Source organism: Bacillus cereus group sp. BfR-BA-01453 (assembly GCF_022662915.1).
Taxonomy (GTDB): Bacteria; Bacillota; Bacilli; order Bacillales; family Bacillaceae_G; genus Bacillus_A; species Bacillus_A paranthracis.
In genome coordinates this window covers 157,065-183,809 of sequence record NZ_JAKUEN010000010.1, presented here as the reverse complement: position 1 = coordinate 183,809, position 26,745 = coordinate 157,065, and the positions used below count along the sequence as shown (strand labels likewise).

Genomic DNA, 26,745 nt, shown 5'->3' with positions numbered 1-26,745 from the left:
AGCAAAAGAAGTTGAAGGTCCGAAAGAAGAGTCAAAAGAACCAGCCAAAGAAGTTGAAGGTCCGAAAGAAGAGTCAAAAGAACCAGCCAAAGAAGTTGAAGAACCAAAAGAAGAAGTAAAAGAGCCAACAAAAGAAGTTGAAGAGCCAAAAGAAGAAGTAAAAGAACCAGGAAAAGAAGTTGAAGGTCCGAAAGAAGAGTCAAAAGAGCCAACACCAGGAATTGAAGGTTCAAAAGACGCAGTAAATCAATCAGCAGTAGTTCAAGAACAAAACGTGAATAATCAAGTTGTGAAAGAAAAAGTAGTAGAGAATCAAAAAATGAAAGAAAGTAAACCAGCTGTTAATAAACAAGAAGAAAGCAAGAAATCATTAGGAGCAACAGGTGGACAAGAGAATACATCAACATTACTTTCAGGCGTAGCGTTAGTTCTTTCAGCGCTGAGTATGTTTGTATTTAGAAAGAGATTATTTAAGAAATAAAAACGTTTTATATTATTATAACGTAATATGATTATTTATGTTTACAACACTATATAATAGAGTAAAAACCCATTCGTATGAAGAGTATATTTCATACGAATGGGTTTTATTTAATTTACTTTGCCGCCCTCAGTAATAACGGATTCAGGACTAATTTGAGGACCGAATTCTTCTTTTAGATGTTTGTCATATAGTGTATGTAGGAAGTTTTCTTTTCCTAGTTTTTCAAGCTCTTTATTTACCCAATCATGCACTTCTTTGTTACCTTTCTTCACTGCTATAGCAATTAAGTCATCTCCACCTAATTTATCTTTTAATAAGTGGAATCCAGGGTTTTTGTTTGCCCAAGATAGAAGGACAAGATTGTCTTGAGCATATGCATCAGCACGGCCATCTTTTAGTGCTTGTAACGCTTCTGTATTTTTATCAAATTTAATCAATTCTACGTTTTTCATATTCTTTGTTAAATAAATATCTGCAGTTGTACCCTTTGTTACAATTACTTTTTTACCTTCTAAATCTTTTACTGATTGAATAGGACTACCATCTTTAACAAGCACTTGTACAGCTACTTTTAAATGTGGATTTGTAAAATCAACTACCTTTTTTCGCTCATCTGTTGCAGTCATATTTGCTAATACGAAATCTACTTTATCAGATTGTAAATATGGAATGCGACTTGCTGCTTCAACGGGAACAAATTTCACTTTTGATTCATCACCTAATAAGTCTTTCGCAAAACGTTTTGCCATATCAATTTCAAATCCAACGTTTTTACCATCTTTGTCAACGTAACCGAATGGTGGTTTATCTGTAAAAACAGCAACGACTAGTTCACCGCGCTCTTTTATTTGTTCAATTTTCCCACTTGGTTTTGCCGAGGTTTTTTCTGTTTTCTTTTCATTTGAACCACATGCAACGACTAAAATAGAAAGCAGTCCGATCATAATAAATGTTAGTAATTTTTTCATATAATATCTCTTCCTTTCACCGTTTCAATATAGAAAAATTGATTTAAGAAATGTTGCGCACGCTCTGTTTGTGGAGATGTGAAAAAAGTAGTTGGATCTCCTGTTTCACAAATTTCTCCTTTATCCATGAAAATAATTCGATCGGCAACAGCTTTTGCGAATCCCATTTCATGAGTGACGATTAACATTGTCATACCTTGTTTAGCTAAGTTCATAATGACTTCTAATACTTCTTTGACCATTTCAGGATCTAATGCAGCTGTTACTTCATCAAATAAAATGACTTCAGGATTCATACAGAGAGTGCGAACAATTGCAATACGCTGTTGTTGTCCGCCAGATAACTCTCTTGGATAGGCGTCTTTTTTCTCTAGTAATCCTACTTTTAGTAATAATTGTTCCGCTTGCTTTAATACTTCACTTTTATTTCGTTTTTGTACTTTTAGAGGACCGAGTAAAATGTTTTCTAAAACAGTCATGTGCGGAAATAAATGATAACTTTGAAAAACCATTCCGATTTTTTGACGAAGTTTTTGCCAGTTAACATCATTTTTCGGAAGGGGGGCTTCATGAAAAAGCATTTGCCCGTTTTGGATATTCTCAAGTCCATTTAAGCACCTCAATAATGTACTTTTTCCGCAACCACTTGGTCCTAAAATAACGATGACTTCTCCGGAAAATACTTGTAAGCTTACGTCTCTTAAAACATGGTTCTCACCGTATGACTTATAGATGTTTTGCAATTGTAACAATGGAGCAGTCATATTTCTTCTCCTCTCAAACTATTGAATTGTCTATATCCATCTTGTTTCTAGTTTTCTTGACCAAACAGATAATGGATAGCAAAGTAAGAAATAAAAAATAAATAAGCAACCATATATGAGAAATGCTTCTCCTGTTCGCTCTACAATTTGTTGGCCAGCTTTTATGACTTCAGTTACACCAATTAAAACGGTCAAAGATGTCGTTTGAATAATACGAATGAAGATGTTTATTGTAGCGGGAATCATTCGCCGTATTGCTTGAGGAATGAGTACATATTGATATAATTGCTTCTTATTCATTCCAATAGATTTTCCAGCTTCTACTTGGCCTGTTGGTAAGGACTGAAGTGCTCCTCTTACAATTTCTCCAATTTCTGTGATTCCCCATAATGATAGAGCTGTAATAGAGGCTACTGTACTAGAAACATCTATCCCTAGAGCAATTGGAAGACCGAAAAAGAAAAGAAACAACCAAACAAGGATTGGGATAGAACGAAATAATTCAATATAAGTTCTTGAAATAAATCTTAAAATAGCAATCTTTGATGTACGAATAATTCCAAATAGAATTCCACCAATTGTACTAATGATGATTGTAAAACATGCAATTAATAATGTTTGTTCTAGTCCCTTTAGCAATTGCGGGAGTGATTCAATTAGTAGATTAATGCCCGAATTGCCCATAACGATTTCTCCTTTCTAACCAAGATAGTAGAAATGATAGTGGTACAAAAAGAAAGATATAGGAAGCTGTTAACATAATGAGCATCTCAGATGTTTTGTAATAAATTGAAATCAAATTCGTTGTTGTATACAACAATTCAGGAACAGCGATCGCAGAAACGATAGATGTTTCTTTTAATAGAAAGATAAAATTAGCAAATAGGGCTGGTGCAGAAATAGTTGCAGCTTGTGGTAAAACTACAAATCTAAATAGTTGCCATTTATTTAATCCAATGGCATATCCTGATTCCACTTGGCTTTTGGATATTGAATCAAGACCAGATCGAATGACCTCTGTCATATATCCACCACCTAAAAAACACATTGCAAGTAATGCGATTGAAAAATTAGATAATTTAATACCTAATGATGGTAAACCGAAATATAAGAAAAATAATTGAATGAGTAAAGGTGTATTTCGGGCTACTTCCACATAAGCGCGAACAACTTTATGTATAATATGAATTCGAAAGAACAGAATTAAACCATTTATACTCGCAATAAATAATGAAATGATAATGGCGAAGCATGCGATTTTTAAAGTTAATAGTGCACTATCTACAAATAGTGGAATTTGCTCCTTCATAAAATCAATGTCTATCTCCACATGGACAACCTCCCTTCATTTAGATATCAAGAAAAAAAGATTAATGGTTAGTAAATAAATGTAAAAAGATTCAATTTATTTCCTTTATAATAACATATAATCCCTATAAAACAAGTAGGTTTTATTTGTTTTGGGAAAATAAATGAAATGAATGTAGAAAACACCTCTTCTAAAAGAAGAGGTGCCAATCGTTACATAACCTTTTTTATTTTTTTCGGAACTTCTTTCGTTTGCAAATTAACGTCTTCTTTTCGTAGCTCTTTAAAGAGTGAAGTAATCATAAGGACGACTACGATAGAAAATGGTAGTGCTGCGATGATCGCTGCAATTTGCAGTGCATTTAATCCTCCAGCTTGTAATAAAATAGCTGCAATGATCGCGATTGTTAATCCCCATATAAGTTTTAAACTATTTTTTGGTGATAAGCTTCCGTTACTCGTTTGCATAGAAACGACAAATGTTGCCGAGTCAGCAGAAGTAACGAAAAATGTGGCTACTAAAATTAACCCGATAATTGTTAAAAATGTAGAGAACGGTAGATGTGAAATAACAGCAAATAATCCAATCTCTGTACCATTTTTTGCGATTTCATCAGCTATACCAAGCGATTGGAACATTTCCATATGGATAGCGGTACCGCCAAATACTGCAAACCAAAATGTGCAGATGAGAGTTGGGACTAATACAACTCCAAAAATAAATTCTTTTATTGTGCGTCCTTTAGAAATACGGGCGATGAATGTACCGACGAATGGAGACCAAGAGATCCACCATCCCCAATAGAAAATAGTCCAGTTTTCTATCCAAGAAGAAGATTTTTCATTAAATGCTCCTAAATTTAATCCCATACTAGGTAAAGCTCCAATATAAGAACCGAGTGTAGATGTGAAATATTTCATAATAAATACAGTTGGTCCTAAAAGTAAAAAGGAGACGAGTAATATACCTGCAAGAGAGAAATTTAAGTTACTCAAATATTTAATCCCACGATCTAAGCCTGTTTGTGCACTTGTTAAATATAAAACAGCGAAGATGGCGATAAGTATGAGCTGTGTAAGTAAAGTGTTATGAATAGAAGGGAATAAATAGCTTAATCCTCCGGCGATTTGTTGAGCACCAATCCCAACAGATGGCACAATACCGAATACAGTGGCTAAAACAGCTAAAATATCAACTGTTTTTCCGATAGGAGAATTTTTCGATCGATTAAATAATGGAGTAACTGTAGCCCCAATTGTGCTACCTTTTTGTTTGCGGAATGTGAAATATGCAATTGTTAAAGCAACCATTGCGTATAGTGACCATGGAAAGAGACCCCAGTGGAAAAATGAATATTGCATAGCGAGCTTGGCGCTTTCCTCTGTACCTGCTTTTCCTGTTAGTGGATCTGTAAAGTGTGAAATCGGTTCAGCGATTCCATAAAAGAGGAGTCCAATTCCCATTCCTGCCCCAAATAACATGGATAGCCAAGATGGATAACTATACTTTGGTTTTTCTCCATCCTTACCAAGACGAATAGAACCGTACTTAGAAAATGCTAAATAAGCGGCTAAAATAATCATTGCGGTCATAAGTAGAGAGTAAAACCATCCAAATTTATTGAGGATAAATGAATTTAAGGAAGATGTAACGCTTTGTAAATCATAGCCTTGTATCCAACTTGCCGGGGTAATTCCCCATATGATGAATAATGTTGTTAGCAAGATGGAGATATAAAATACACTGTTCTCTTTTTTTATCATAGAATCCCACCCTTGTTTAATAAAGTTAACAATTATATTAATCATAACAATTAAAGGGTTAATTGTCAAAAAATTCGATTTTTAACATGTGTAAAAGGACTGTTTAATCGCTAAAGATTCATAACTATTGGCGGCTAGATAGTGGGGAGATTGTTCACGATATGTACAAAATGTAAGAAGAAATAATATGAAATATTGCATTTTATATTGTTGTATCTAGATTTTATGTTAAATTCGTGAATGGAATATTTGAATAGGGGGCAAGGATATGAACAAGAAATCAAAAATTAATAAAGTAATGCTTAGTATTAGTACAATGGCTCTATCGCTGGGGGCAATTCAAACTCATGCATCAGCAGAAGAAAAGGTGCCATATAATGTATTGCATTCGAAACCAGTTGGAATTGAAAAACCAGTAGATGAGATTGGACACGTTTCTAAAGCGGAGGAAACATTATCGTTTGAAGAACGGTTAAAAGTAGGAGACTTTTCACAGCGACCAGCATCTATTACGAACAAAGCGACAGTAAAGCAAGTTAAAGAAAGCTATTCAATGGCTGATTTAAACAAGATGAATGATCAAGAATTAGTTGAAACGTTAGGCAGTATTAAGTGGCATCAAATTACAGACTTATTCCAGTTTAATGAAGATGCAAAGTCCTTTTATAAAGATAAAGGGAAAATGCAAGTCGTTATAGATGAATTAGCTCATCGAGGTAGTACATTTACGAAAGATGATTCAAAAGGAATTCAAACGTTTACGGAAGTGTTACGTTCAGCTTTTTATTTGGCATTTTATAATAATGAATTAAGTGAATTAAATGAAAGAAGCTTCCAGGACAAATGTTTACCTGCTTTAAAAGCAATTGCGAATAACCCAAACTTTAAGCTAGGTACAGATGAGCAAGATACAGTCGTATCTGCATACGGAAAATTGATTAGTAACGCTTCAAGTGATGTTGAAACGGTTCAATACGCAGCTAATATTTTAAAACAATATAATGATAATCTTCATACGTATGTAGACGATCGTATGAAAGGACAAGCTGTATACGATATTATGCAAGGGATTGACTATGATATACAGTCTTACTTAATTGAGGCTCGTAAAGAAGCGAATGAAACGATGTGGTATGGAAAAGTAGATGGGTTTATTAATGAAATAAATCGTATTGCTCTTCTAAATGAAGTAACACCAGAAAATAAGTGGCTCGTTAATAATGGAATTTACTTTGCTAGTCGTTTAGGGAAGTTTCATAGCAATCCAAATAAAGGATTAGAAGTTGTGACACAGGCAATGCATATGTATCCACGTTTAAGTGAACCGTATTTTGTCGCAGTAGAACAAATTACAACAAATTATAACGGAAAAGATTATAGCGGGAATACAGTAGATTTAGAGAAAATACGTAAAGAAGGAAAAGAGCAGTACTTACCAAAAACGTATACATTTGATGATGGATCTATCGTATTTAAAACAGGAGATAAAGTATCGGAAGAAAAAATTAAGAGACTATACTGGGCTGCAAAGGAAGTAAAAGCGCAGTATCATCGTGTAATTGGGAATGATAAAGCGTTAGAGCCGGGCAATGCAGATGATATATTAACGATCGTAATTTATAACAGTCCAGAAGAGTACCAATTAAATAGACAACTGTATGGATATGAAACGAACAACGGTGGAATTTATATTGAAGAAACAGGAACATTCTTTACATATGAACGCACGCCAGAACAAAGTATTTATAGTTTAGAAGAATTATTCCGCCATGAGTTTACCCATTATCTTCAAGGGAGATATGAAGTGCCAGGTTTATTCGGAAGAGGAGATATGTATCAAAATGAAAGGTTAACTTGGTTCCAAGAAGGAAATGCAGAGTTTTTCGCAGGGTCTACTCGAACAAATAATGTAGTACCGAGAAAGAGCATCATTAGTGGATTATCATCTGATCCTGCAAGTCGTTATACAGCAGAGCGTACATTATTTGCTAAATACGGTTCTTGGGATTTCTATAATTACTCGTTCGCATTGCAGTCTTACTTATATACGCATCAGTTTGAAACATTTGATAAAATTCAAGATTTGATTCGTGCGAATGACGTAAAAAATTATGATGCATATCGTGAAAATCTAAGTAAAGATCCTAAGTTAAATAAAGAGTATCAAGAGTATATGCAGCAGCTAATCGATAATCAAGATAAATATAATGTACCGGCAGTAGCAGATGATTATTTAGCTGAACATGCCCCAAAATCATTAACAGCAGTAGAGAAAGAAATGACTGAAACGTTGCCGATGAAAGATGCAAAAATGACAAAACATAGCTCCCAATTCTTTAATACATTTACATTAGAAGGTACGTATACAGGTAGTGTAACAAAAGGTGAGTCAGAAGATTGGAACGCAATGAGTAAGAAAGTAAATGAAGCTTTGGAACAACTTGCGCAAAAAGAATGGAGTGGCTACAAAACTGTTACAGCATATTTCGTCAATTATCGTGTAAATAGCTCAAATGAATTTGAATATGATGTAGTCTTCCACGGTATCGCAAAAGATGACGGAGAAAATAAAGCTCCAACGGTTAATATAAATGGCCCTTATAATGGACTTGTAAAAGAAGGTATTCAATTTAAAAGCGACGGCTCAAAAGATGAAGATGGAAAAATCGTTTCTTATTTATGGGACTTTGGAGACGGAAGCACAAGTGCAGAAGTAAATCCGGTACATGTATATGAAAGAGAAGGTTCATATAAAGTAGCGTTAATAGTAAAAGATGATAAAGGAAAAGAGAGCAAAAGCGAAACAACGGTTACGGTTAAAGATGGAAGCTTAACAGAATCAGAACCAAATAATCGCCCAGAGGAAGCAAATCGTATTGGACTAAACACTACTATAAAAGGTAGCCTTATCGGCGGAGATCACACTGATGTTTATACATTTAATGTAGCATCAGCGAAAGATATCGATATTTCCGTTTTAAATGAGTATGGAATCGGGATGACATGGGTACTTCACCATGAATCAGATATGCAAAATTATGCTGCTTACGGTCAAGCAAATGGAAATCATATAGAGGCAAACTTTAATGCAAAACCAGGTAAATATTATTTGTATGTATATAAATATGATAATGGCGATGGAACTTACGAATTATCAGTAAAATAAATGCTTTTCCAATGTATGTTTAACTTTACTTTTTGTGGAAAATAATATATTATATAGATATATAATATATCGGTTATTTACTAGGAGGAGCCTGTCACAATAGGCTTCTCCTGTTCTTTTTTAGGGGGCCTGTCTTACAGGCTTTTCTTTAAAAGGTAAATGACTGAAAATTAAGAACAATAATCTTTGAAAGAGGTGGGGCATACACATAACAAAAAAGGGATTGTTTAAGAGAGGGGGATAAGAAATGGTTTTGTTTGGTTATCCACTTGAAACAATTTATTTATACGGATTTATTGTTGCTACTATACTCACTGTGATTTATATCTTTTTTGGAGATATATTTGAATCCATATTTAGTTTTGGAGGCGGATCGGTATCCGTTGTTACTTTATTACTTAGTTTTTTCGCCATGTTATGTGGACTTAGTTATATAGGAGAATATTTATTTTCCTTTAATAGCATTCTTATTTTCGGGGCTGCATGTGCTATATCCTTTATTGGTGTATTCATAATGAAAATACTAATTTTAAAGCCAATTGCAGAAGCAGAACAAAATACTGTGCAACGTATGGATGAATTCATTGGTTGCAAGGGAGAAGTCATTACGACAATTCCTAAAGAAGGATTTGGTGAAGTATTAATTTCCTCCCAATTTGGAAGTAATGCAATTCCAGCTAAAACAATTGGGAAAAAAGATATTTCACAAGGAACTGAAGTTATTATTGAGGGAGTCCAAGATGGTGTTTTGCTTGTACAAAACATCGCTTATTCTTTAAAAAAACCAAAATTGTAAGGGGGAATTTACATGACGATTCCATTAATTATTGGTGGAGTTTTACTCGCAATTTTAATTCTACTCATTTTAGTATTCATTACGAAGTATCGAACAGTTGGACCAGATGAAGCGTTAATTGTTACAGGGAATTGGCTTGGTGGTGGGAAAAATGTAGTTACCACTGATGATGGAAAGAAGATTAAGATTATTCGCGGTGGCGGTACATTCGTAGTTCCAATTATGCAAAGAGCAGAACCTTTAAGCTTACTAAATTACAAGTTAGAAGTGGGTACACGCGATACGTATACGAAGCAAGGTGTTCCAGTTACAGTAAATGGTGTTTCTATTATTAAAGTAGGTTCTACAATTGAAGAAGTATCGACAGCAGCTGAGCAATATTTAGGAAAAGAAACAGAAGAGTTAAAAGTAGAAGCAAAAGAGGTTTTAGAAGGTCATTTACGTGCGATTTTATCCTCTATGACAGTAGAAGATGCGTATAGTAATAGAGAGCAATTTGCTCAAAAGGTGCATGAAGTAGCTTCTACAGATTTAAAGAAAATGGGTCTTCGCATCGTTTCCTTTACAATTAAAGAAATTATGGATAAGAACGGTTACTTAGATGCACTTGGTCAGCCACAAATTGCGACGGTTAAGCGTGATGCAACAATTGCAAATGCAGAGCGTGAAAAAGAAGCTCGTATTGAAAAAGCTCGTGCTGAGAAAGAAGCGAAAGAAGCTGAATACCAACGTGATGCGCAAATCGCTGAAGCTGAAAAACATAAAGAATTAAAAGTACAATCTTATAAGAGAGAGCAAGAACAAGCTCGTGCAGACGCCGATCTTTCTTACGAATTACAACAAGCGAAAGCGCAACAAGGTGTTACAGAAGAGCAAATGCGCGTTAAAATCATTGAGCGTGAGAAACAAATTGAATTAGAAGAAAAAGAGATTGCGCGTCGTGAAAAGCAATACGATGCAGAAGTAAAGAAAAAAGCAGATGCCGATCGCTATGCTGTTGAGCAATCAGCGGAAGCAGAAAAAGTAAAACAAATTAAAAAGGCAGATGCGGATCAATATAAGATTGAGGCTGAAGCGAGAGCGCGTGCGGAAGAAGTACGTGTGGAAGGTTTAGCGAAGGCGGAAATCGAAAAAGCGCAAGGTCAAGCAAAAGCGGAAGTACAAAAAGCACAAGGTACGGCGGAAGCAGATGTTATTAGGTTAAAAGGTTTAGCAGAAGCAGAAGCGAAGCAAAAAATTGCAGAGGCATTTGAGTTATATGGCCAAGCGGCAATTATGGATATGGTACTTAAAATGCTTCCAAGTTATGCGAAGGAAGTTGCTAGCCCACTTAGCAATATTGATAAAATTACAGTTGTCGATACAGGCGGCGGTGGTAAAAATAGCGGCGCCGGAAAAGTTGCAGGTTATGCGACTGATTTAATGGCAACGATGCAAGAAACATTAAAAGCTTCTTCTGGCATTGATTTAAAAGAGTTATTAGAAGGATTTGCTGGAAAAGGAGCGGTTCAACAATTATCAAACGATAAACCTATTGTATCTGTAGTAGAAGATGAGAAAAAAGAAGTAGAAAAAGATAAAGATAAAGATAAAGAATAGTATAGTGGGTGGAACCTCTAGTAAGTGAGATACTAGAGGTTCTTCTGTGAATTATTCGAATAATGTACATTTTAATATATTGTTTTAATTATTTAATTTATATAGAATGAAAAGGGTATGTATTAATTCTTTAATAGAAAAAGAGATAAAGAGTTGATATATTTTAATCGTATAATTTATATAAAGAAATTAAATGTAAGGTAATTACATTTAAAACGGTATGGAGGGGTAGAGATATGCTTCAAGGGAAATTAAGGAGAAGTAGTTTAAAAGCAAAGTTACTTGTGTCATTTGTTATCATTTTAGTTCTTCCAAGTATTGTAATTGGTTGGACGTCTTATCAACAAGCGAAGACAAATTTTAATGAAACAATTTTACAATCAGCGGAAGATAACGTAAAGATTTTAAATAATGTTATTAATAAAGAGATAGACAGTAAAAAGGTAGACGCAGTATATTTTACAAAGTTATTTAACGGAGTAAGTTACGGAACTGATCAGCTCCAAAATGTGCAAAATAAATTAGAAGAATATAATAAATTACATCCAGAAATAGAAGCAATTTATACGGGATCTAGTACGGGGCAATTTATTCAATCACCGTCTATTCAAATGCCAGATGGATACAATCCTACCGAAAGAGATTGGTATAAAGAAGCAGCGAAAAAAAGCGGAGAAGTGGTTATCACAGCCCCATATAAGTCAAGTACAACAGGGAATATTGTTATTACAATAGCAAAACAAAATGAGGATAAGAGCGGTGTTCTCGGTATTGATTTAATTATTAATGATATTGTAAATACTTCAAAAATGGTCAATATCGGCAAAAAAGGATATGTAGCAATCTTCGACCAATCTAAACATGTAATAGCACATCCGACGATGAAACCGGGTGACAAAATAGAAGAAAAACTTGAGAAGGAATTGTACAAACAGGAAACAGGCGATTTTAAATTCAAACTCGATGGTGATGATCGTAATGTTACCTTTATAACAAATAAGCAGACTGGATGGAAAATAGCAGGAATTATGCCTTCAAAAGAAATTATTGAAGCAGCTAATCCTATTTTCTATAAAACGCTAACTGTTATTGGTATTTCATTAATAATTGGTGGGATTTTAATTTACTTCATAATTGCTTCTATCATTAGTCCGTTAAAACAACTTGTTATATCATCGAAAAAGATTAGTGAAGGCGATTTAACAGAAACAATTACAGTTCATTCTAAAGATGAAATTGGACAGCTAGGAGAAAGTTTTAATGAGATGGCGGCATCATTACATCAGGTCATTTCCAATATAAATACTTCAGCAAGTCACGTGGCGGCATCTTCAGAAGAATTAACAGCTAGTATGAAGCAGACAAGTGAAGCGACGGAACAAATTACACAAGCAATAGAGCAAGTGTCGAGTGGGGCTGAAATACAAACGAAAGAAGTTGAAGAAGGCGCAACATTATTAGAAGAAGTTACAGAAGGAATTCAGCGTGTTGCAGATAGTTCTTCATTAGTATCCACAGCATCTATGTATACGAAGAAAAAGGCTGAAGATGGTGGGAAGTTAGTTGAACAAACTGTGAATCAAATGCAATTAATCCATGAGTCTGTTTCACAATCAGATAAAGTGATTGTTTTGTTAGATGATAAATCAAAACAAATTGGAGCAATTCTTGAGGTGATTCAACACATTGCAGAGCAGACCAATTTATTAGCGTTAAATGCGGCAATTGAGGCTGCAAGAGCTGGAGAGCAAGGAAGAGGATTTGCAATTGTAGCAGATGAAGTACGAAAATTAGCTGAGCAATCAGGACAGTCTTCTACGGAAATTGGAAAACTAGTGAAAGAGATCCAATTTGATATAAAGGAAACGGTAAGTTCTATGAAGCAAGTTGGGACAGAAGTACAATCAGGGCTTGTAGTTGCAAATGAAACGAAGCAAAGCTTTGCTGAAATACTGAAATCTACGGATGATACAGTTGTACAAATTGATAACATGGTAGATGTAGCGAAGCAAATGACAGTAGATGCAAGACAAGTAAGTGCATCCATTAATGAAATTGCAGCTACGATTGAAGAAAATGCAGCAAGCGTTCAAAATATTGCTGGTTCCTCTGAAGAACAATTAGCTTCAGTAGACGAAATAAATGCAGCAGCAGTTCACTTATCACAAATGGCAGAGGAATTACAAGAGATGATTGGTAAGTTTAAAGTGTAATAATAAATGTTAAGAAACGAGGTAATAATTTTACTTCGTTTCTTTTTTTACGAAGAGAAAAAGAAAGAAATATAGAGTAACCGTGTTATGATTTAAGTATAATTAAAAAAGACTGTATATTCTTTAAATTGTACTTTTAATCATGTTAGGGGAATGGTTTTGAAATTGAAAAAATTAAAACTACAACCGAGAATTACTTTAACAATTAGTACACTTATTTTAGTTGTACTTCTGTTAACAAGCTATTTATTCTATTACATATTGTCTGAAACGGTAGAAGAGCAAATTGGGAAACGTGCTTTGCATGTTGCGAAAACCGTTGCTGCTATACCTGAAATAAAAGAAGCTTTTCAAAAAGAAAACCCAGCTTCTATCATTCAGCCAATAGCAGAGAAAATTCGAATTGATACAGATGCTGATTTTATTGTAGTTGGAAACAAAGAGGGGATTCGATATGCGCATCCAGAGCGAGATAAAATAGGAGAAGCAATGACTGGTGGAGATAATGAAGGGGTTCTATTAGAAGGGAAATCTTATGTTTCGAGAGCAACTGGATCATTAGGCCCTTCATTACGCGGGAAAGTTCCAATCCGTAATCAGGAAAATGAAATTATAGGTGTAGTGTCTGTTGGATTTTCAATGGATGATATTCATGGAGCAGTAGAAGTATATGGAAAGCGTGTATTTTGGATTACAATAATAGGTCTTTTAATCGGGGTAATTGGTTCTATATATTTAGCGGGAAGTATAAAAAGAATGATGTTTGGGATGGAGCCAGAAGAAATTTCATCTTTATATGAAGAGCATAGTACAGTGATTCAATCTGTACGGGAAGGGATTATTGTTATTGATCAAAATGGAATGATTAGTTTAGTCAATCAAGCAGCTTACGATATTCTTTCGCTAGATGAACAACGAAATATTATTGGAGAATTCATTTTAAATATAATTCCTAATTCAACGATATTAGATATACTTCAAACTGGTGAAGAACAGTTTGATCGTCAATTAAATATAAAAGGGCAGGCTGTTATTGCGAATCGTTTACCGATTAAAGTAAAGAATAGAGTAACGGGTGTTGTATCGAGCTTACGTTTGAAATCTGAAATGGATCAGTTAACAGCAGAGTTATCTCAGACGAAGCAATATACAGAGGCATTACGAGCGCAAACACATGAATATAACAACTTATTGTATACGCTTTCAGGACTTATTCAGTTAGAATCATATGAAGATGCTTTAGAGCTAATTCATAAGGAAACAGCGATATATCAAGATTTTGTCCAATTCATTATGAAGCGAATTCAAAATCCATGGTTAGGTGGAATTTTAATTGGATTCTATAATAGAGCAAGAGAGTTGAAGATTGATTTTATGCTAGATCGTGAAAGTAGCTTAAAAAAATTAAGCCCGCATATTGAGAGTAATTATGTCGTTTCTATTTTAGGAAATTTAATTACGAATGCATTTGAAGCAATTGAAGGAAATGAAGAGAATGATAAGAAAGTAAGAATGTTTGTAACTGATATCGGAGAAGAAATAGTAATTGAAGTGGAAGATTCAGGAGAAGGGATTCATGATGAAGTCATTACTAGCATATTCTATAAAGGCTTCTCGACGAAAGAGGGCGGGAAGCGAGGATATGGGTTAGCAAAAGTGAAAGAGTTAGTAGAAGATTTAAATGGAAGTATTGCAATCGAAAAAGGGGATTTAGGTGGCGCATTATTTATTATCGCATTACCAAAAGAGAGAGGCGAATTGTAATGGGTGAGGAGATTGAAGTATTGATTGTAGAGGATGATATTCGAATTGCGGACATTCATCGTCGTTTTACTGAAAAGGTTGAGGGGTTTAAAGTAATTGGAACAGCAACGACTGGGGAACAAGCGAAAGAATGGTTAGATCTTGTGAAACCACAGCTCGTTTTATTAGACGTGTACTTACCTGATATGCAAGGAACGGAACTTGTCACATATATTAGGCATCATTTACATGATACAGATATTATTATGATTACAGCTGCATCGGAAACAGATGTAGTGAGGCACGCCCTGCGGGGCGGAGTAACAGATTATATCGTAAAGCCACTTATGTTTGATCGATTTAAAGCAAGTTTGGAAAATTACCAAAAAAAGCTTGTGCAGTTAAAGAAAAATAACCAATTATCTATCGAACAAATAGAACATCTATGGTCTCAAAGAGGCGTAAAGGGAAATGAAATAGAATATGCGCCGAAAGGTATAGACCCTTTAACTTTAGCAAAAATAAAAAAGCATATGTTAACAGTGAATGAAGAAGGAATTACAGCAGAAATGTTAAGTGCGATGGTAGGAGTAAGTAGGTCGACAGCGAGGCGTTATTTAGAGTATTTAATATCAGGAAAGAAAGTACATGCGGAACTTACATATGGGAGTGTAGGGAGACCGGAGAGACGGTATTTTCTTGTTTCTTCATAATAAAAAAGAGAGTAGAGGATATGTGTCCTCTACTCTCTTTTTGTCTTATATTGGAATAATCCCAATTACTATCCCAGTAATCAACATCACCATTGTCGTTCCAACTGCCCACAATAAAGTGAAGCGTTGATGTTCACCAAAATCAACTTTGGCCATTCCGACTAATAAATAAGTGGATGCGACAAGAGGGCTTAATAAGTGAACAGGTTGCCCGAGTAAGGAAGCGCGTCCCATTTCGGCTGCACTAATTCCGTAAGCAGCGGCAGCTTTCGTTAAAATAGGTAATACGCCGAAATAAAAAGCATCGTTGGACATGAAAAATGTGAACGGCATACTAAGAAGTGCCGTAATAATTGGCAGTTGTGGTCCAAGAGCATCTGGTATAAGAGTGACTACACTTTGAGCCATTGCATCTACCATTTTCGTTCCTGATAAAATACCAGTGAAAATTCCAGCGGCAAATACGAGAGAAACAACCGCTAATACATTTCCTGCGTGAGAAGCAATACGTTCTTTCTGTTGTTCTAAGTTCGGATAGTTAAGCATAACAGCAATAGCGAAAGCAATTGTAAATAAAACAGGTAACGGCATAACTTCTAGTATGAGACAGACAAGTAAAGTAGCGGTTAATAAAAAGTTAATCCATAGAAGTTTAGGGCGCTTATGAACAGCAGATTCCACTGTGGCAGCTTGCTCATCTGTTGTTTGCATTTGTTTTAAATATTGTATATCCATAATTCCTAAACGCTTTCTTTCTTTTTTTCCAAGATAGTAAGCAACGAAAACGACCCAAAGTGTACCAGCAATCATTCCTGGTATAAGTGGTGTAAAGAGCTCTGATGCGTCTAGTCCAAGTGCACTCATAACACGAGCTGTCGGTCCACCCCACGGTGTAAGATTTGTCACCCCTGCACCTAACATAACAACCCCAGCTAATATAAGTGGATTCATTCCAAGGCGTTTATATAGTGGGTACATTGCGGAAACAGTAATCATATACGTTGTTGTTCCATCTCCATCTAATGAAACGATAATCGTAAGAATTGCTGTACCAACAACAATTTTTAAAGGGTCTCCTTTTACAAATTTCAAAATCCGACTAATGACAGGATCAAATAAACCGCTATCAATCATAATTCCAAAATACAAAATAGCGAACATAAGCATAATACCAGTAGGTGCTAGTTTTTGAATTCCTTCTAACATCATAGGTCCCATATTTGCATAAAAACCACCAATTAATGCGAAAGTAATTGGAATTAATATTAATGCGACTAGTGCAGACATACGTTTCGTCATAATTAAAAACATAAAGACAAATACCATCGCAAATCCAAGTAGTGCTAACATGTAATCTCCCCCTCAAAAAATGATTGCGCTTTCAAAATGGAATGAAAATTCAGAAAAAGATTTTTTGTTTATCATAAAAGTATCCATCCAAATGGTAAATAATTTGAAAAATAACATCATTAGAAGCATAATTTTTATTTTGGTCATTTTGTTCACGGTAGTTAATTTGAATTTTTAAAAAGTAAGCTGCTCTCCGTAAGAATGGTAGAATAAGATGAAAATATTGAAGTGTGAAATAGGGAGTAGGTTTTATATGAAAACAAGAATGGAAGAGATTTGTAGTTCTTATGAAGGAAAAGTAGAAGAGATTTTTGTTAATGAATCTTCTTACGTATATGAGTGGGAAAAATTAATGATGATCCGAAAAACTAACGGTGAGCTTGAAAAGGTTGCAGTCGGCATTAGTGGAAATATAAGATTAGTAAATGTAGTTGTTGGGCAGCAAATTTATACAGGTACATTATTAGTTAGGTTGGAAGATGATTTATTAATTACAGGTTGTGAATGATGAGAGGTGTGTAGAGAGAACTACACATCTTTTTTGTTCCATATATTACAAAAGACACATCATTTTTTCACAAATCGCACACAAGTTTTTGATATGCTTCTTGTAGAAGATAGGGTTAGGGGAGAATAATACAATGAGAACAAAGTATGTAATGCTTGCTATATGCTTATTCTTTGTCTTTACAATTGTAGGATGTGGTAAGAAACAAGCAGAGGCTGTGGCAATTGATGAGAAGCATGATAAGTGTGATATTTGCCAAATTGGGGTAATGGATAATCAATTTGCAACAGAAATCATTTTAGAAAATGGAAAAGCATTAAAGTTTGATGATATCGGTTGTATGTATAAATGGATGGAGATTAATCCAGGCGAAAAGACAAAAGAAAAATTTGTTCGAGATTATGATTCGAAAGATTGGGTTTCGTTAGAAGACGCTACTTATGTATATGATAAAACAATTACAACACCAATGGCTTATAATGTCATTTCATTTAAAAACAAAAAAGATGCAGAGAGCTTTGTATCTAACTATAAGGGGAAAGTTCTCTCGTATAAAGAGCTAGCAGAGCATAAATGGGAAATGAATAAAGAAATGATGGGGAACCCGAAAAAGGGAAATCACGGTGGGCATCATTAATACTAGAAAAAGACAACTGCATAGTTGTCTTTTTCTAGTATTATTCAGGTGCAAATATAGAAAAGGTGTAAAATTTTTAGAAGAACGGTTACAATGGAATATAGTAACCTAAAGCAATCATTTACCCCGTATTAACGGGCAGTAAAACTCCCACCTCAGAATTAGGCAGGAGCAAAGAAGTTAGGTGGGAGATCAACAGCCCGTAAATACCCGATTGGTTCAACTAATAATCAGTGGGGTGAACCCTCCCACTGATTAAAGTTTCACTTTATGTACTTTTTAGAAATGTATACAAATACGGTAAAATCGTGCTAAACTAATTGCTTCGCTAATATAAGTTGAGAAACTTAGGTATAAGTTTAGATAATCCGATTAAAGAAGGAATATAAAGGGCTTATGGATAAATGTACTCAAGAAGAGTTATTGTATGTGATGGAGGAATGGTTAAGAAAACATTATCTTTCATAGGAGCTGTAGTTGTGAGAAAACAAAAAATTTTATTATGTATGTTATTAGGACTTTTAATGACGGTAGTGGCTTGCGATAAGCAAGAGGAGCCAGAATCGAAACCGGTTCATGTGAAAAACGAAAAGAAAAAAGAACAGCATAAAGAACAGGAAGAATCTAAAGAAGAAAAAAGTATAAATTTAATGGACAAACAGTTACTACTTTCTGCGACCCTTGGAGACACAGAAACAGCTATGAAGCTGATTCAAGATGGGGCTAATATAAACGTAGAAGGTGACAACGGAGAAACACCTATCCTTGCAGCAACGTATCAAAATCATGTAGAGACAGTGAAAGCATTAATTGGTGCAGGTGCTAATATTGAAAGTAAAGATGAGAAACAAAGTAATCCATTTCTTTATGCAAGTAGAGAAGGATATACAGACATTGTAAAGCTACTAATTAATGCAGGAGTTAATACGAAAGAAACGACTAAATCAGGTGGAACAGCACTCATTTCTGCATCTGAGCGTGGCCATGTAGAGGTCGTAAAAGAATTGTTAGAGCATACAGATATTGATGTGAATTATAAAAATGCTCGTGGTGGAACAGCTTTAGTAGAAGCAATCGTATTAGGAAATGGTAGTGAAAACCATAAGAAAGTAATTCAAATGCTTATTGACCACGGGGCAGATGTAAATATGGCCAATAAGGAAAATATTACGCCACTGCAATATGCTGAAAAAAGAGGTTTTAAAGATATTGCAAATATGTTGAGGGCAGCTGGAGCGAATGAAGTAGTACAGCCACAACAACCAGTAGAATAAAAAACGAAAAATAATCCCATTTAGATAGACAGAATGAAGAAATCAGTTAGCATGATGGATTCAGTAATGTGTATGTAAATGGGTTTTTTGTTTTGGAAAAAATTATTTGAAGAGGGGGGGGATAGATACACAGTAAACAAGGAGGAGAAAACAATTTAAGCAGAAATTTTACTTGTTTATAACCAACTAGGAATAATAAAGTATGTAAATGAACATGGAAATAAGAAAGCCGTATCCAAAAGGATACGGCTTTCTTTAGGAGATAAGGGATCAAAAAAATGAAGAAGTCTTATCTCTTTTATATGAGTAAAGGGTCTAGAATGAATCTTGTCCTTTTCATTATTTGTTTAACTCCATTGCAACTTGTTTGCCATTTACGAAAACCTCTGCCACTGCTACCATAACTTCCATCACTTTTTTCATTTCTCATCTCTCCTTGTTTTTTTGTTTCATTTCTTACTTTTAGTATAAGGAAATATAGCAATTGCAACTATCGAATTGGATGACAAGAGACTTACATTGTTGTAAGGATAATCGCTTTGTTTGTAATAAAAGTGATTCTGAATATGATTTCGGAAATTTCTGTCGTTTTGAACTATAATTATAAAGAGAGTGGTTTAGAAAGAAGGGGATAATATGAAAAGAATTCTTGTTATTAGTGATATTCATGGAGAGATAGAAAAGTTCGAACAGTTATTGGTAGAGGCTCAATACGATGTAAGGCAGGATCAATTAATTTTACTGGGGGATTATGTAGATCGTGGTCCAAATGCGTGTGCAGTAATTGAAAAAGTAAAAGAGTTAAAAGAAGATGGAGCCTTCGTTCTAAAGGGCAATCATGAAGATATGATGATTAAGGCGTTAACGACAGATGAGGAACGTTCATGGAACCATTGGGTAAAAAGGAATGGTGGAGATAAGACTTTATATAGTTATGGATTTGTAGAAGGAGATATTGTGGTTAATGAGGGGAATTTCAAAAAACCGATTTTACAATCTCGTGTATTAGATGAACATGTAAAGTTTATTCAAGAATTAGATCATTACGTTGAAACAGAAGAATATATATTTGTACATGCTGGTGTTGAGCCATTGAAGCATGTTTCGGAATGTGAACCATATACGTTAATGTGGATTCGTAATGAGTTTCATAGTGGGTATAGTGATGAAAAGGTTGTTATATTTGGTCATACGGAAACAAAAACGCTTCATGGTAGTGAGAATTGTGGCGTATATTTTGGGAGCAATCGTATTATAGGAATTGATGGCGGTGCTGTATATGGCGGCCAGCTAAATTGTTTAGAATTGCCGAGTAAAAAGGTATACGTAGTAAAAAATTGAAAGAGATAAGAAGAATCTTATTTCTTTCAATTTTTTATTAAGCTAAATTTAAGGAAGAGCTTGTATAATAAGTCTTCCAAATTTTATGTCGAGAAAAACGTTAAAATGTAATTATAAATAGAATTGAACAATATGGTGGAAGGTGAGAATATGCGCTTACTCGTAGTAGAAGATAATGCTTCTTTATTAGAATCTATTGTCGAAATATTACACGACGAATTTGAAGTAGATACAGCATTGAATGGAGAAGAGGGATTATTTCTAGCATTACAAAATATATATGACGCAATTTTGCTTGATGTGATGATGCCAGAAATGGACGGTTTTGAAGTAATTCAAAAAATACGTGATGAAAAGATTGAAACACCAGTCCTGTTTTTAACAGCGAGAGATTCTTTAGAAGATCGCGTAAAAGGGTTGGATTTTGGTGGAGATGACTATATCGTTAAGCCGTTTCAGGCTCCAGAATTAAAAGCAAGAATTCGTGCTTTGTTACGAAGAAGTGGTAGTTTAACAACAAAGCAGACTATTCGCTATAAAGGGATTGAACTGTTTGGAAAAGATAAAGATGTTCAAGTAGATGGACAAAGTATGAAGTTAACATTAAAACAATATGAGCTTCTAGAGTACCTCGTTCAAAATAGCGGAAAGATTTTAATGAGGGAACAAATTTTTGATCGTGTTTGGGGATTTGATTCAGATACGACAGTGGCAATTGTAGAAGTGTATGTACATCATTTACGTAAAAAATTAGAGCCATTCGGTTATCAGAAAGATATTCAAACCGTTCGAGGTATTGGATATATATTAAAAGAACAATGAAAAAGGGAAGTATGTTTCAGAAGACGCGTATTCGATTGACTATATTGAATTCATTAGTATTTATCATTTTGATAGGCGTATTAGGTAGTATCATTTATTCTTACACATATAAGCGTATTTATAGTGGAGTAAATGAATCGATAGAAAAAGCCGTTCAACATAGAAAGAATGCAGATGATAAAAAACTACCTAAAAAAATTAGGGGATATCCTCCAATTGGGGATCCAAGGATAATGGAGTTAACTTGGCTGGGAAACACGGTGGAGATAGATATTGAAAACGGCAAACGTCGTTTTATCTTTGAAGATAATTTGGAAAAATTTTCTCCAAAGAAATTAGGAACTTTACAAGATATAGAAGTACAAGGACAATATTTTAGAATATTTGCATTTCAGAAAGATGCAAAAATAGTTCAAATTGCAAGGGATATAACAGCTGAAAAAGAAATGTTACATACTTTATTTTTAATTCTTGTGATAGGTTGTAGCGTAGGAAGTTTATGTGCAATAGGAATTGGCTTTTTCTTAGCTGGCAGGGCACTCGTACCCATTCAAAATTCATGGGAAAAACAGCAGCAATTCGTTTCTGATGCATCACATGAACTAAGGACACCGCTTGCAGTTATTCAATCAAAAACAGATGTTTTATTCCAGTCACCATCCGCTACGATAGAAGAAAAAGCGATGGATATTTCTACAATTTCAAAAGAATGTAGGCGGTTATCAAAACTCGTTAGTAATTTATTATTGCTAGCGCGTTCTGATTCTAATCAAATTGAGATGGATAAGAAAACATTTGAACTCGATAAATTGTTAGAAGAAATAGTAGCTCCATATAAGGAGATTGCTTCTTATCAAAAAAAAGAAATGATATTAAAAGTAGAACGTGGCGTATCTTTTATGGGTGATAGAGAGCGGATTCATCAAATGATGGTCATACTGTTAGATAATGCGATGAAGTATACGAATGAAGGTGGTCATATTCAAATCGATTGTACGCAAATGAACAGTTCAATTCGTATACGAGTGAAAGATGATGGGATAGGAGTGAAAGATGAGGATATCCCCAAACTATTTAATCGTTTTTATCAAGGGGATAAAGCGAGAAGTACGTCAGAAGGAGCTGGATTAGGTCTTTCAATCGCAAATTGGATTGTAGAAAAACATTACGGAAAAATATCAGTAGAGAGCAAATGGGGAGATGCTACTTGTTTTGAAGTGATTTTCCCTAAAAACCAAAAAATATAAGTAAGAAGACGATCTTGTTTTTACAAGGTCGTCTTTTTTTAAGGGAAAGTTAAGAAACTATTTTTAACATGTATTGTATACGGAAAGTTCGCCCTATAAAGAAGCGATTATAAAAAGGTATTTGAGTAGATTACATCGATCATAATGTTATTTCGATTATGAATAGGGAATGATGGAAAAGAAAGTGTAAGAGGGAGGAATTAATTTTGAAAAAGAAAATGATGATGGTATTCACTATTGGAGTAATGAGTTTAAGTATATTAGGGGGTGCCTCTCCTTCTGAAACATCAAAAGGAAAGACAGATTACAAGCAGCGCAGCAAAGAACAATTAAACAATGGAAAGATACATGTTGTACATACAGAAGAAAAGGCGGAGAATTTAGGGATTGAAACGGCAGGGAAAGAACAAATTACGCTAGAAAAAGAAATCCATGAGACGGAAGTAGGAAGAGAAGCAGAACAGTTAGGAATTTTGATTGAAGGAAAAGATGTTGGAACTCTTTCAGAAGAAATCTATGAAACAAAAGTGAAGCAAGAAGCGTTAAAGCTAGGCATATCAATAGAAAATACATCAATTGTAAATTTGATTACTCAAATTAATACGATTAAAATTAGCGATGAAGCGGATAAATTAGGTATTTCAACAAATGGAAAAGAAATAGAGGAAATTGCGGAAGAAATCTATGGAACGAAAGTAAGAGAGGAAGCAAGGAAGTTAGAGATTTCACAAAAAGGAAAAGAGATAGAAGAGTTAGCACAAGAAGTGTACGAACAAAAAGTGCAAGAAGAGGCAAAAAAATATCATATTGATTTGTATGGGAAAGATATATATCAAGTATTAAGTGAAATTAATGAACAAAAGGTGTTACAAATGGCAGATGAACTTAATATGGATAAAACGAATAGGAACACTCAAGAACTAGCAGAAAAAATAAAAAAAGATCAGCCTGAAAAAGGAAAAGAACTAAATTTTGTACCGGTAATTCGCACGGATGCTGACGCGTTTTATTCTTATTTAACGAACTAAGAAGGGCGTGAGAGTGATACGAAGGTTTAAGTGGTATATATGCATAGCATTACTAGCTATAGCAGTATGGAACGTATATACAAATGGAATTACAAAGTATGTGGAGAAGTTAACATTCTTCCATATACGAAGCGGAAAACAAGTGGAGTTTGATCGTGATGAAAAGGTCATCTTATCAAATGTACCTTTCATTCAGCAGTTACCAGAGTTAGATAGAGGCTGTGAAGTGACGAGCTTAGCGATGATGTTACAATACGCAGGTATTACAGTGGATAAGATGAAATTAGCAAACGAAATAAAGAAAGTTGATTTTATGAACGATGGTATACGTGGGAACCCAAATGAAGGATTTGTAGGGAATATTTATACCTTTTCTGAATCTGGATATGGTGTATATCATGGACCGCTATTTCAATTAGCGAAACAGTATTTACCTAATAAAGCTGTGGACTTAACGGGGAAGAGTATAGGAGAACTTTATAAGAGTGTAAAATCAGGACAACCGGTAGTTATGATTACAAATGCAACATTTGCGCCATTAGATGAAGATGAATTTACTACATGGGAAACAAATAGTGGAGATGTTTCTATTACGTATAATGAACATTGTGTAGTACTTATTGGATATGATAAGGAATTTGTATACATTCGAGATCCTCTAAGTGATAGTTTAGATGTAAAAGTACCGAGAGAAAACTTTGAACAGGCATGGGTGCAAATGGGGAGTCAGGCGATTAGTTATGTGAAAAGCAATTAGTAAGGAAAGGGATGTAAGGAATTGTAAGAGGAGTTTTTGTGGGGGCTTTTTGTTACGAAATAAGAGAACTTCAGCATATATAATAAGCTGAAGTTCTCTTATTTTTTATGATTACATCTTTAGAAGTAGTGAATATGTAAAAATGCATAATTGACAAAAAAATTACATTTTATCATTATATATTGTTTTATATATGTTGCTTGTATAAAATTACACAAGTATTCACATTCCATAAAGGAGGCTTATTATGCAAAAAATATTTAACTGGGTTAAATGTATGAGTATCAAGAAAAAATTAATCATTTCATTTTTTCTAATTTTAACTATACCAGGACTTATTATCGGTGGTGTTTCATATCAAACTGCCAAAACAAATTTTGAACAACAAATCACAGGTAAAGCAAAGGAAAATATTTCGATTTTAAATACTGTTATTTCTCAAAATATAGAAGAGAAATTTGTTGATGCAGCATACTTTGCAGACATCTTAACAGAGGATACATATCCAAACGGACAAGAAGAAATAGTAAGAACGAAGTTAGCGCAATATATAAAACTTCATCCAGAAGTAGAAGGTATTTATATTGGAACGCAGACAGGAAAGTTTATAAGAGAACCATTTATCAAAATGGATGATGGGTATAATCCAACAGATAGATCTTGGTATAAAGAAGCACATGAAAATAAAGGGAAAGTAATTGTTACTGCACCATATCAATCAGCATCTACAAAAAATATGGTAGTGACAATTGCAAAAGAAGTAAAAGATGGTAAAGGTGTTATAGGAATTAACTTGAATTTAGATAACATCTTGAAAATTTCCAAAATGATTAACATTGGTGAAAAAGGTTATGCAGTTATTTTAGATCAAAATAAGCAAATTGTTAGTCATCCATCTAGAAAACCAGGTGCAAAAGTTACTGACCCTTGGATTAAACCGATTTATGAAGAAAAACAAGGAAATGTCTCTTATACAGAACAAGATGATAAAAAGAATTTAATCTTTGCAACAAATGAGAAAACGGGCTGGAAAGTAGTTGGAGTTATGTTTGATGAAGAAATTACCCAAGCTGCGAATCCAGTATTTTATAAGACTTTTATTGTTATTGCTATCGCTATTGTATTTGGTAGTGTATTAATTTATTTCATTACAAAGTCTATTACAAGACCATTAAGAAAAATAGCTGACTCGGCACATAAAATTAGTAAGGGAGATTTAACAGAGAAAATTACAATCTATTCCAAGGATGACATAGGGAAATTAGGGAATTCCTTTAATGAAATGTCTGCCTCTTTACAAGATGTGATTACTCAAATTAGTTTTTCAGCAGAACATGTGGCGGCATCGGCTGAAGAGTTAACAGCGAGCGTACAGCAAGCAAATGATGCGACAGATCAAATTACAATTGCAATGGAACAAGTATCAGGTGGGGCTGAATCACAAAGTCAAGGTGTTGAAGAAGGTGCGGCTACATTACAACAAGTAAATACAGCAATTCAAGATGTAACTGGAAGTGCAGAATCAATTTCTATCTCCTCATTGCATGCGAGAGAAAGAGCTGAAGAAGGGGAGGAATTGGTTGAACAAACAGCAAAACAAATGCAGTCTATTTCTAGGTCGGTATCCGAGTCAGATGCCATTATTAAACTTCTTGATGAGAAATCAAAGCAGGTAGGAGCTATTTCTGAAGCAATTCAAAATATCGCTACTCAAACGAACCTTTTAGCTTTAAATGCGGCTATTGAAGCAGCAAGAGCAGGTGAACAGGGCCGAGGGTTTGCTATTGTAGCAGATGAGGTTAGAAAATTAGCGGAGCAATCAGGAGAATCATCTGGAGAGATTGCGAATTTAATTGCAGAAATTAAGGCTGATATTGAACATACTGTTAAAGCGATGGATAATGTGAATGAGGAAGTTCAACAAGGTCTTGATGTTGTAACAAAAACGAAAGTAAGTTTTACGGAAATTTTAAGTTCTACTACACATATTGTTTCTCAAGTGAATGAAATGGTAGAAACAACGAAGAGAATTGCTGGAGATGCAAATGAAGTGACAAATGCTATTGATGAAATTGCAGCGGCTGCAGAAGAAAATACAGCTAGTATGCAAAGTGTTGCTGCTTCAACAGAAGAACAAGTGAATTCAATGGAAGAAATTAGTTCAGCTTCACAAAACTTAGCTGAGATGGCCGAAGAACTACAAGCGATGACTAGTAAATTTAAAGTATAATAACAGCAGATAAGTAAGGTGAGAATAATATCA

At 34.5% G+C, this 26,745-nt stretch carries 22 protein-coding genes and 2 pseudogenes; 18 read left to right on the top strand and 6 right to left on the bottom strand.

Annotation, left to right across the window (positions count from 1 at the left end):
- Positions 1–481 (top strand): LPXTG cell wall anchor domain-containing protein (locus MR070_RS19350; RefSeq protein WP_242261834.1); only part of this gene is annotated, 481 nt, incomplete at its 5' end.
- A 110-nt stretch (positions 482–591) separates the two neighbouring features.
- Here the strand turns inward: MR070_RS19350 and MR070_RS19345 are convergent.
- The 5 genes from MR070_RS19345 to opuD form a co-directional block, all read right to left on the bottom strand.
- Positions 592–1,452 carry a transporter substrate-binding domain-containing protein gene (locus MR070_RS19345; protein WP_000735562.1) on the bottom strand — a complete coding sequence of 287 codons (861 nt, stop codon included), beginning with the start codon at positions 1,450–1,452 and terminating at the stop codon, positions 592–594.
- A complete protein-coding gene (locus tag MR070_RS19340; RefSeq protein WP_000126487.1) occupies positions 1,449–2,216 on the bottom strand; it encodes an amino acid ABC transporter ATP-binding protein in 768 nt (255 codons plus the stop codon). The genes MR070_RS19345 and MR070_RS19340 overlap by 4 nt, the downstream gene beginning before the upstream one ends.
- 30 nt (positions 2,217–2,246) lie before the next feature.
- The gene (locus tag MR070_RS19335; protein WP_242261833.1) at positions 2,247–2,900 is read right to left on the bottom strand and encodes an amino acid ABC transporter permease; all 654 of its coding nucleotides are present in this window, start codon (positions 2,898–2,900) and stop codon (positions 2,247–2,249) included.
- Positions 2,881–3,546: an amino acid ABC transporter permease gene (locus tag MR070_RS19330; RefSeq protein ID WP_000401822.1), complete on the bottom strand. Its 666-nt coding sequence runs from the start codon at positions 3,544–3,546 to the stop codon at positions 2,881–2,883. Before MR070_RS19330 ends, MR070_RS19335 begins: the two co-directional genes overlap by 20 nt.
- 191 nt (positions 3,547–3,737) lie before the next feature.
- On the bottom strand, positions 3,738–5,288 hold the full coding sequence (opuD, locus tag MR070_RS19325; protein WP_138322508.1) for a glycine betaine transporter OpuD: 1,551 nt from the start codon (positions 5,286–5,288) through the stop codon (positions 3,738–3,740).
- 268 nt (positions 5,289–5,556) lie between these two features.
- On the opposite strand from opuD, the gene colA reads away from it, so the two are divergent.
- From colA to MR070_RS19295, 7 genes and pseudogenes are all read left to right on the top strand, one after another.
- Positions 5,557–8,454: a collagenase ColA gene (colA, locus tag MR070_RS19320; RefSeq protein ID WP_242261832.1), complete on the top strand. Its 2,898-nt coding sequence runs from the start codon at positions 5,557–5,559 to the stop codon at positions 8,452–8,454.
- 247 nt (positions 8,455–8,701) lie between these two features.
- Positions 8,702–9,250, top strand: coding sequence for an NfeD family protein (locus MR070_RS19315; protein ID WP_242261831.1), 549 nt, complete (start codon positions 8,702–8,704; stop codon positions 9,248–9,250).
- Positions 9,251–9,262: 12 nt separating this feature from the next.
- The gene (locus MR070_RS19310) at positions 9,263–10,849 is read left to right on the top strand and encodes a flotillin family protein (RefSeq protein WP_242261830.1); all 1,587 of its coding nucleotides are present in this window, start codon (positions 9,263–9,265) and stop codon (positions 10,847–10,849) included.
- Between the two features lie 236 nt (positions 10,850–11,085).
- Positions 11,086–12,123 (top strand): annotated as a pseudogene (locus tag MR070_RS27245) (HAMP domain-containing protein); the annotation flags it as partial.
- Positions 12,115–13,062: a methyl-accepting chemotaxis protein gene (locus MR070_RS27240; RefSeq protein ID WP_373418828.1), complete on the top strand. Its 948-nt coding sequence runs from the start codon at positions 12,115–12,117 to the stop codon at positions 13,060–13,062. The pseudogene MR070_RS27245 and the gene MR070_RS27240, both read left to right, overlap by 9 nt.
- Before the next feature lie 153 nt (positions 13,063–13,215).
- Positions 13,216–14,826: an ATP-binding protein gene (locus MR070_RS19300; protein ID WP_472927050.1), complete on the top strand. Its 1,611-nt coding sequence runs from the start codon at positions 13,216–13,218 to the stop codon at positions 14,824–14,826.
- The gene (locus MR070_RS19295) at positions 14,826–15,518 is read left to right on the top strand and encodes a response regulator (protein WP_000503476.1); all 693 of its coding nucleotides are present in this window, start codon (positions 14,826–14,828) and stop codon (positions 15,516–15,518) included. Before MR070_RS19300 ends, MR070_RS19295 begins: the two co-directional genes overlap by 1 nt.
- Positions 15,519–15,563: 45 nt before the next feature.
- Here the strand turns inward: MR070_RS19295 and MR070_RS19290 are convergent, their stop codons facing one another.
- Entirely contained in the window at positions 15,564–16,868 is a 1,305-nt protein-coding gene (locus tag MR070_RS19290; RefSeq protein WP_242261827.1) for a CitMHS family transporter, read from the bottom strand.
- 253 nt (positions 16,869–17,121) lie between these two features.
- Between MR070_RS19290 and MR070_RS19285 the strand changes: the two genes are divergently transcribed.
- The 10 genes and pseudogenes from MR070_RS19285 (at position 17,122) to MR070_RS27320 (ending at position 26,712) form a co-directional block, all read left to right on the top strand.
- Entirely contained in the window at positions 17,122–17,376 is a 255-nt protein-coding gene (locus MR070_RS19285) for a hypothetical protein (protein WP_000857647.1), read from the top strand.
- Positions 17,377–17,509: 133 nt separating this feature from the next.
- Entirely contained in the window at positions 17,510–18,013 is a 504-nt protein-coding gene (locus tag MR070_RS19280) for a nitrous oxide reductase accessory protein NosL (protein WP_001259403.1), read from the top strand.
- A 404-nt stretch (positions 18,014–18,417) separates the two neighbouring features.
- Positions 18,418–19,287, top strand: a complete 870-nt coding sequence (locus MR070_RS19275; RefSeq protein WP_000287350.1) for an ankyrin repeat domain-containing protein — start codon at positions 18,418–18,420, stop codon at positions 19,285–19,287.
- Between the two features lie 636 nt (positions 19,288–19,923).
- A complete protein-coding gene (locus MR070_RS19270; RefSeq protein ID WP_242261826.1) occupies positions 19,924–20,628 on the top strand; it encodes a metallophosphoesterase in 705 nt (234 codons plus the stop codon).
- 150 nt (positions 20,629–20,778) lie between these two features.
- Positions 20,779–21,450 (top strand): response regulator transcription factor, encoded by a 672-nt coding sequence (locus MR070_RS19265; RefSeq protein ID WP_001238608.1) that lies wholly within the window; start codon positions 20,779–20,781, stop codon positions 21,448–21,450.
- On the top strand, positions 21,447–22,697 hold the full coding sequence (locus tag MR070_RS19260; RefSeq protein ID WP_242261825.1) for a sensor histidine kinase: 1,251 nt from the start codon (positions 21,447–21,449) through the stop codon (positions 22,695–22,697). The genes MR070_RS19265 and MR070_RS19260 overlap by 4 nt, the downstream gene beginning before the upstream one ends.
- Positions 22,698–22,903: 206 nt before the next feature.
- Complete coding sequence (locus MR070_RS19255; RefSeq protein WP_242261824.1) at positions 22,904–23,725, top strand: transporter; 822 nt, start codon at positions 22,904–22,906, stop codon at positions 23,723–23,725.
- A gap of 13 nt (positions 23,726–23,738) precedes the next feature.
- The gene (locus MR070_RS19250; RefSeq protein WP_000621162.1) at positions 23,739–24,482 is read left to right on the top strand and encodes a C39 family peptidase; all 744 of its coding nucleotides are present in this window, start codon (positions 23,739–23,741) and stop codon (positions 24,480–24,482) included.
- Positions 24,483–24,729: 247 nt separating this feature from the next.
- Positions 24,730–25,773, top strand: a pseudogene (locus tag MR070_RS27325) (HAMP domain-containing protein); the annotation flags it as partial.
- Positions 25,765–26,712 carry a methyl-accepting chemotaxis protein gene (locus MR070_RS27320; RefSeq protein WP_438881204.1) on the top strand — a complete coding sequence of 316 codons (948 nt, stop codon included), beginning with the start codon at positions 25,765–25,767 and terminating at the stop codon, positions 26,710–26,712. The pseudogene MR070_RS27325 and the gene MR070_RS27320, both read left to right, overlap by 9 nt.
- Positions 26,713–26,745: the final 33 nt, after the last annotated feature.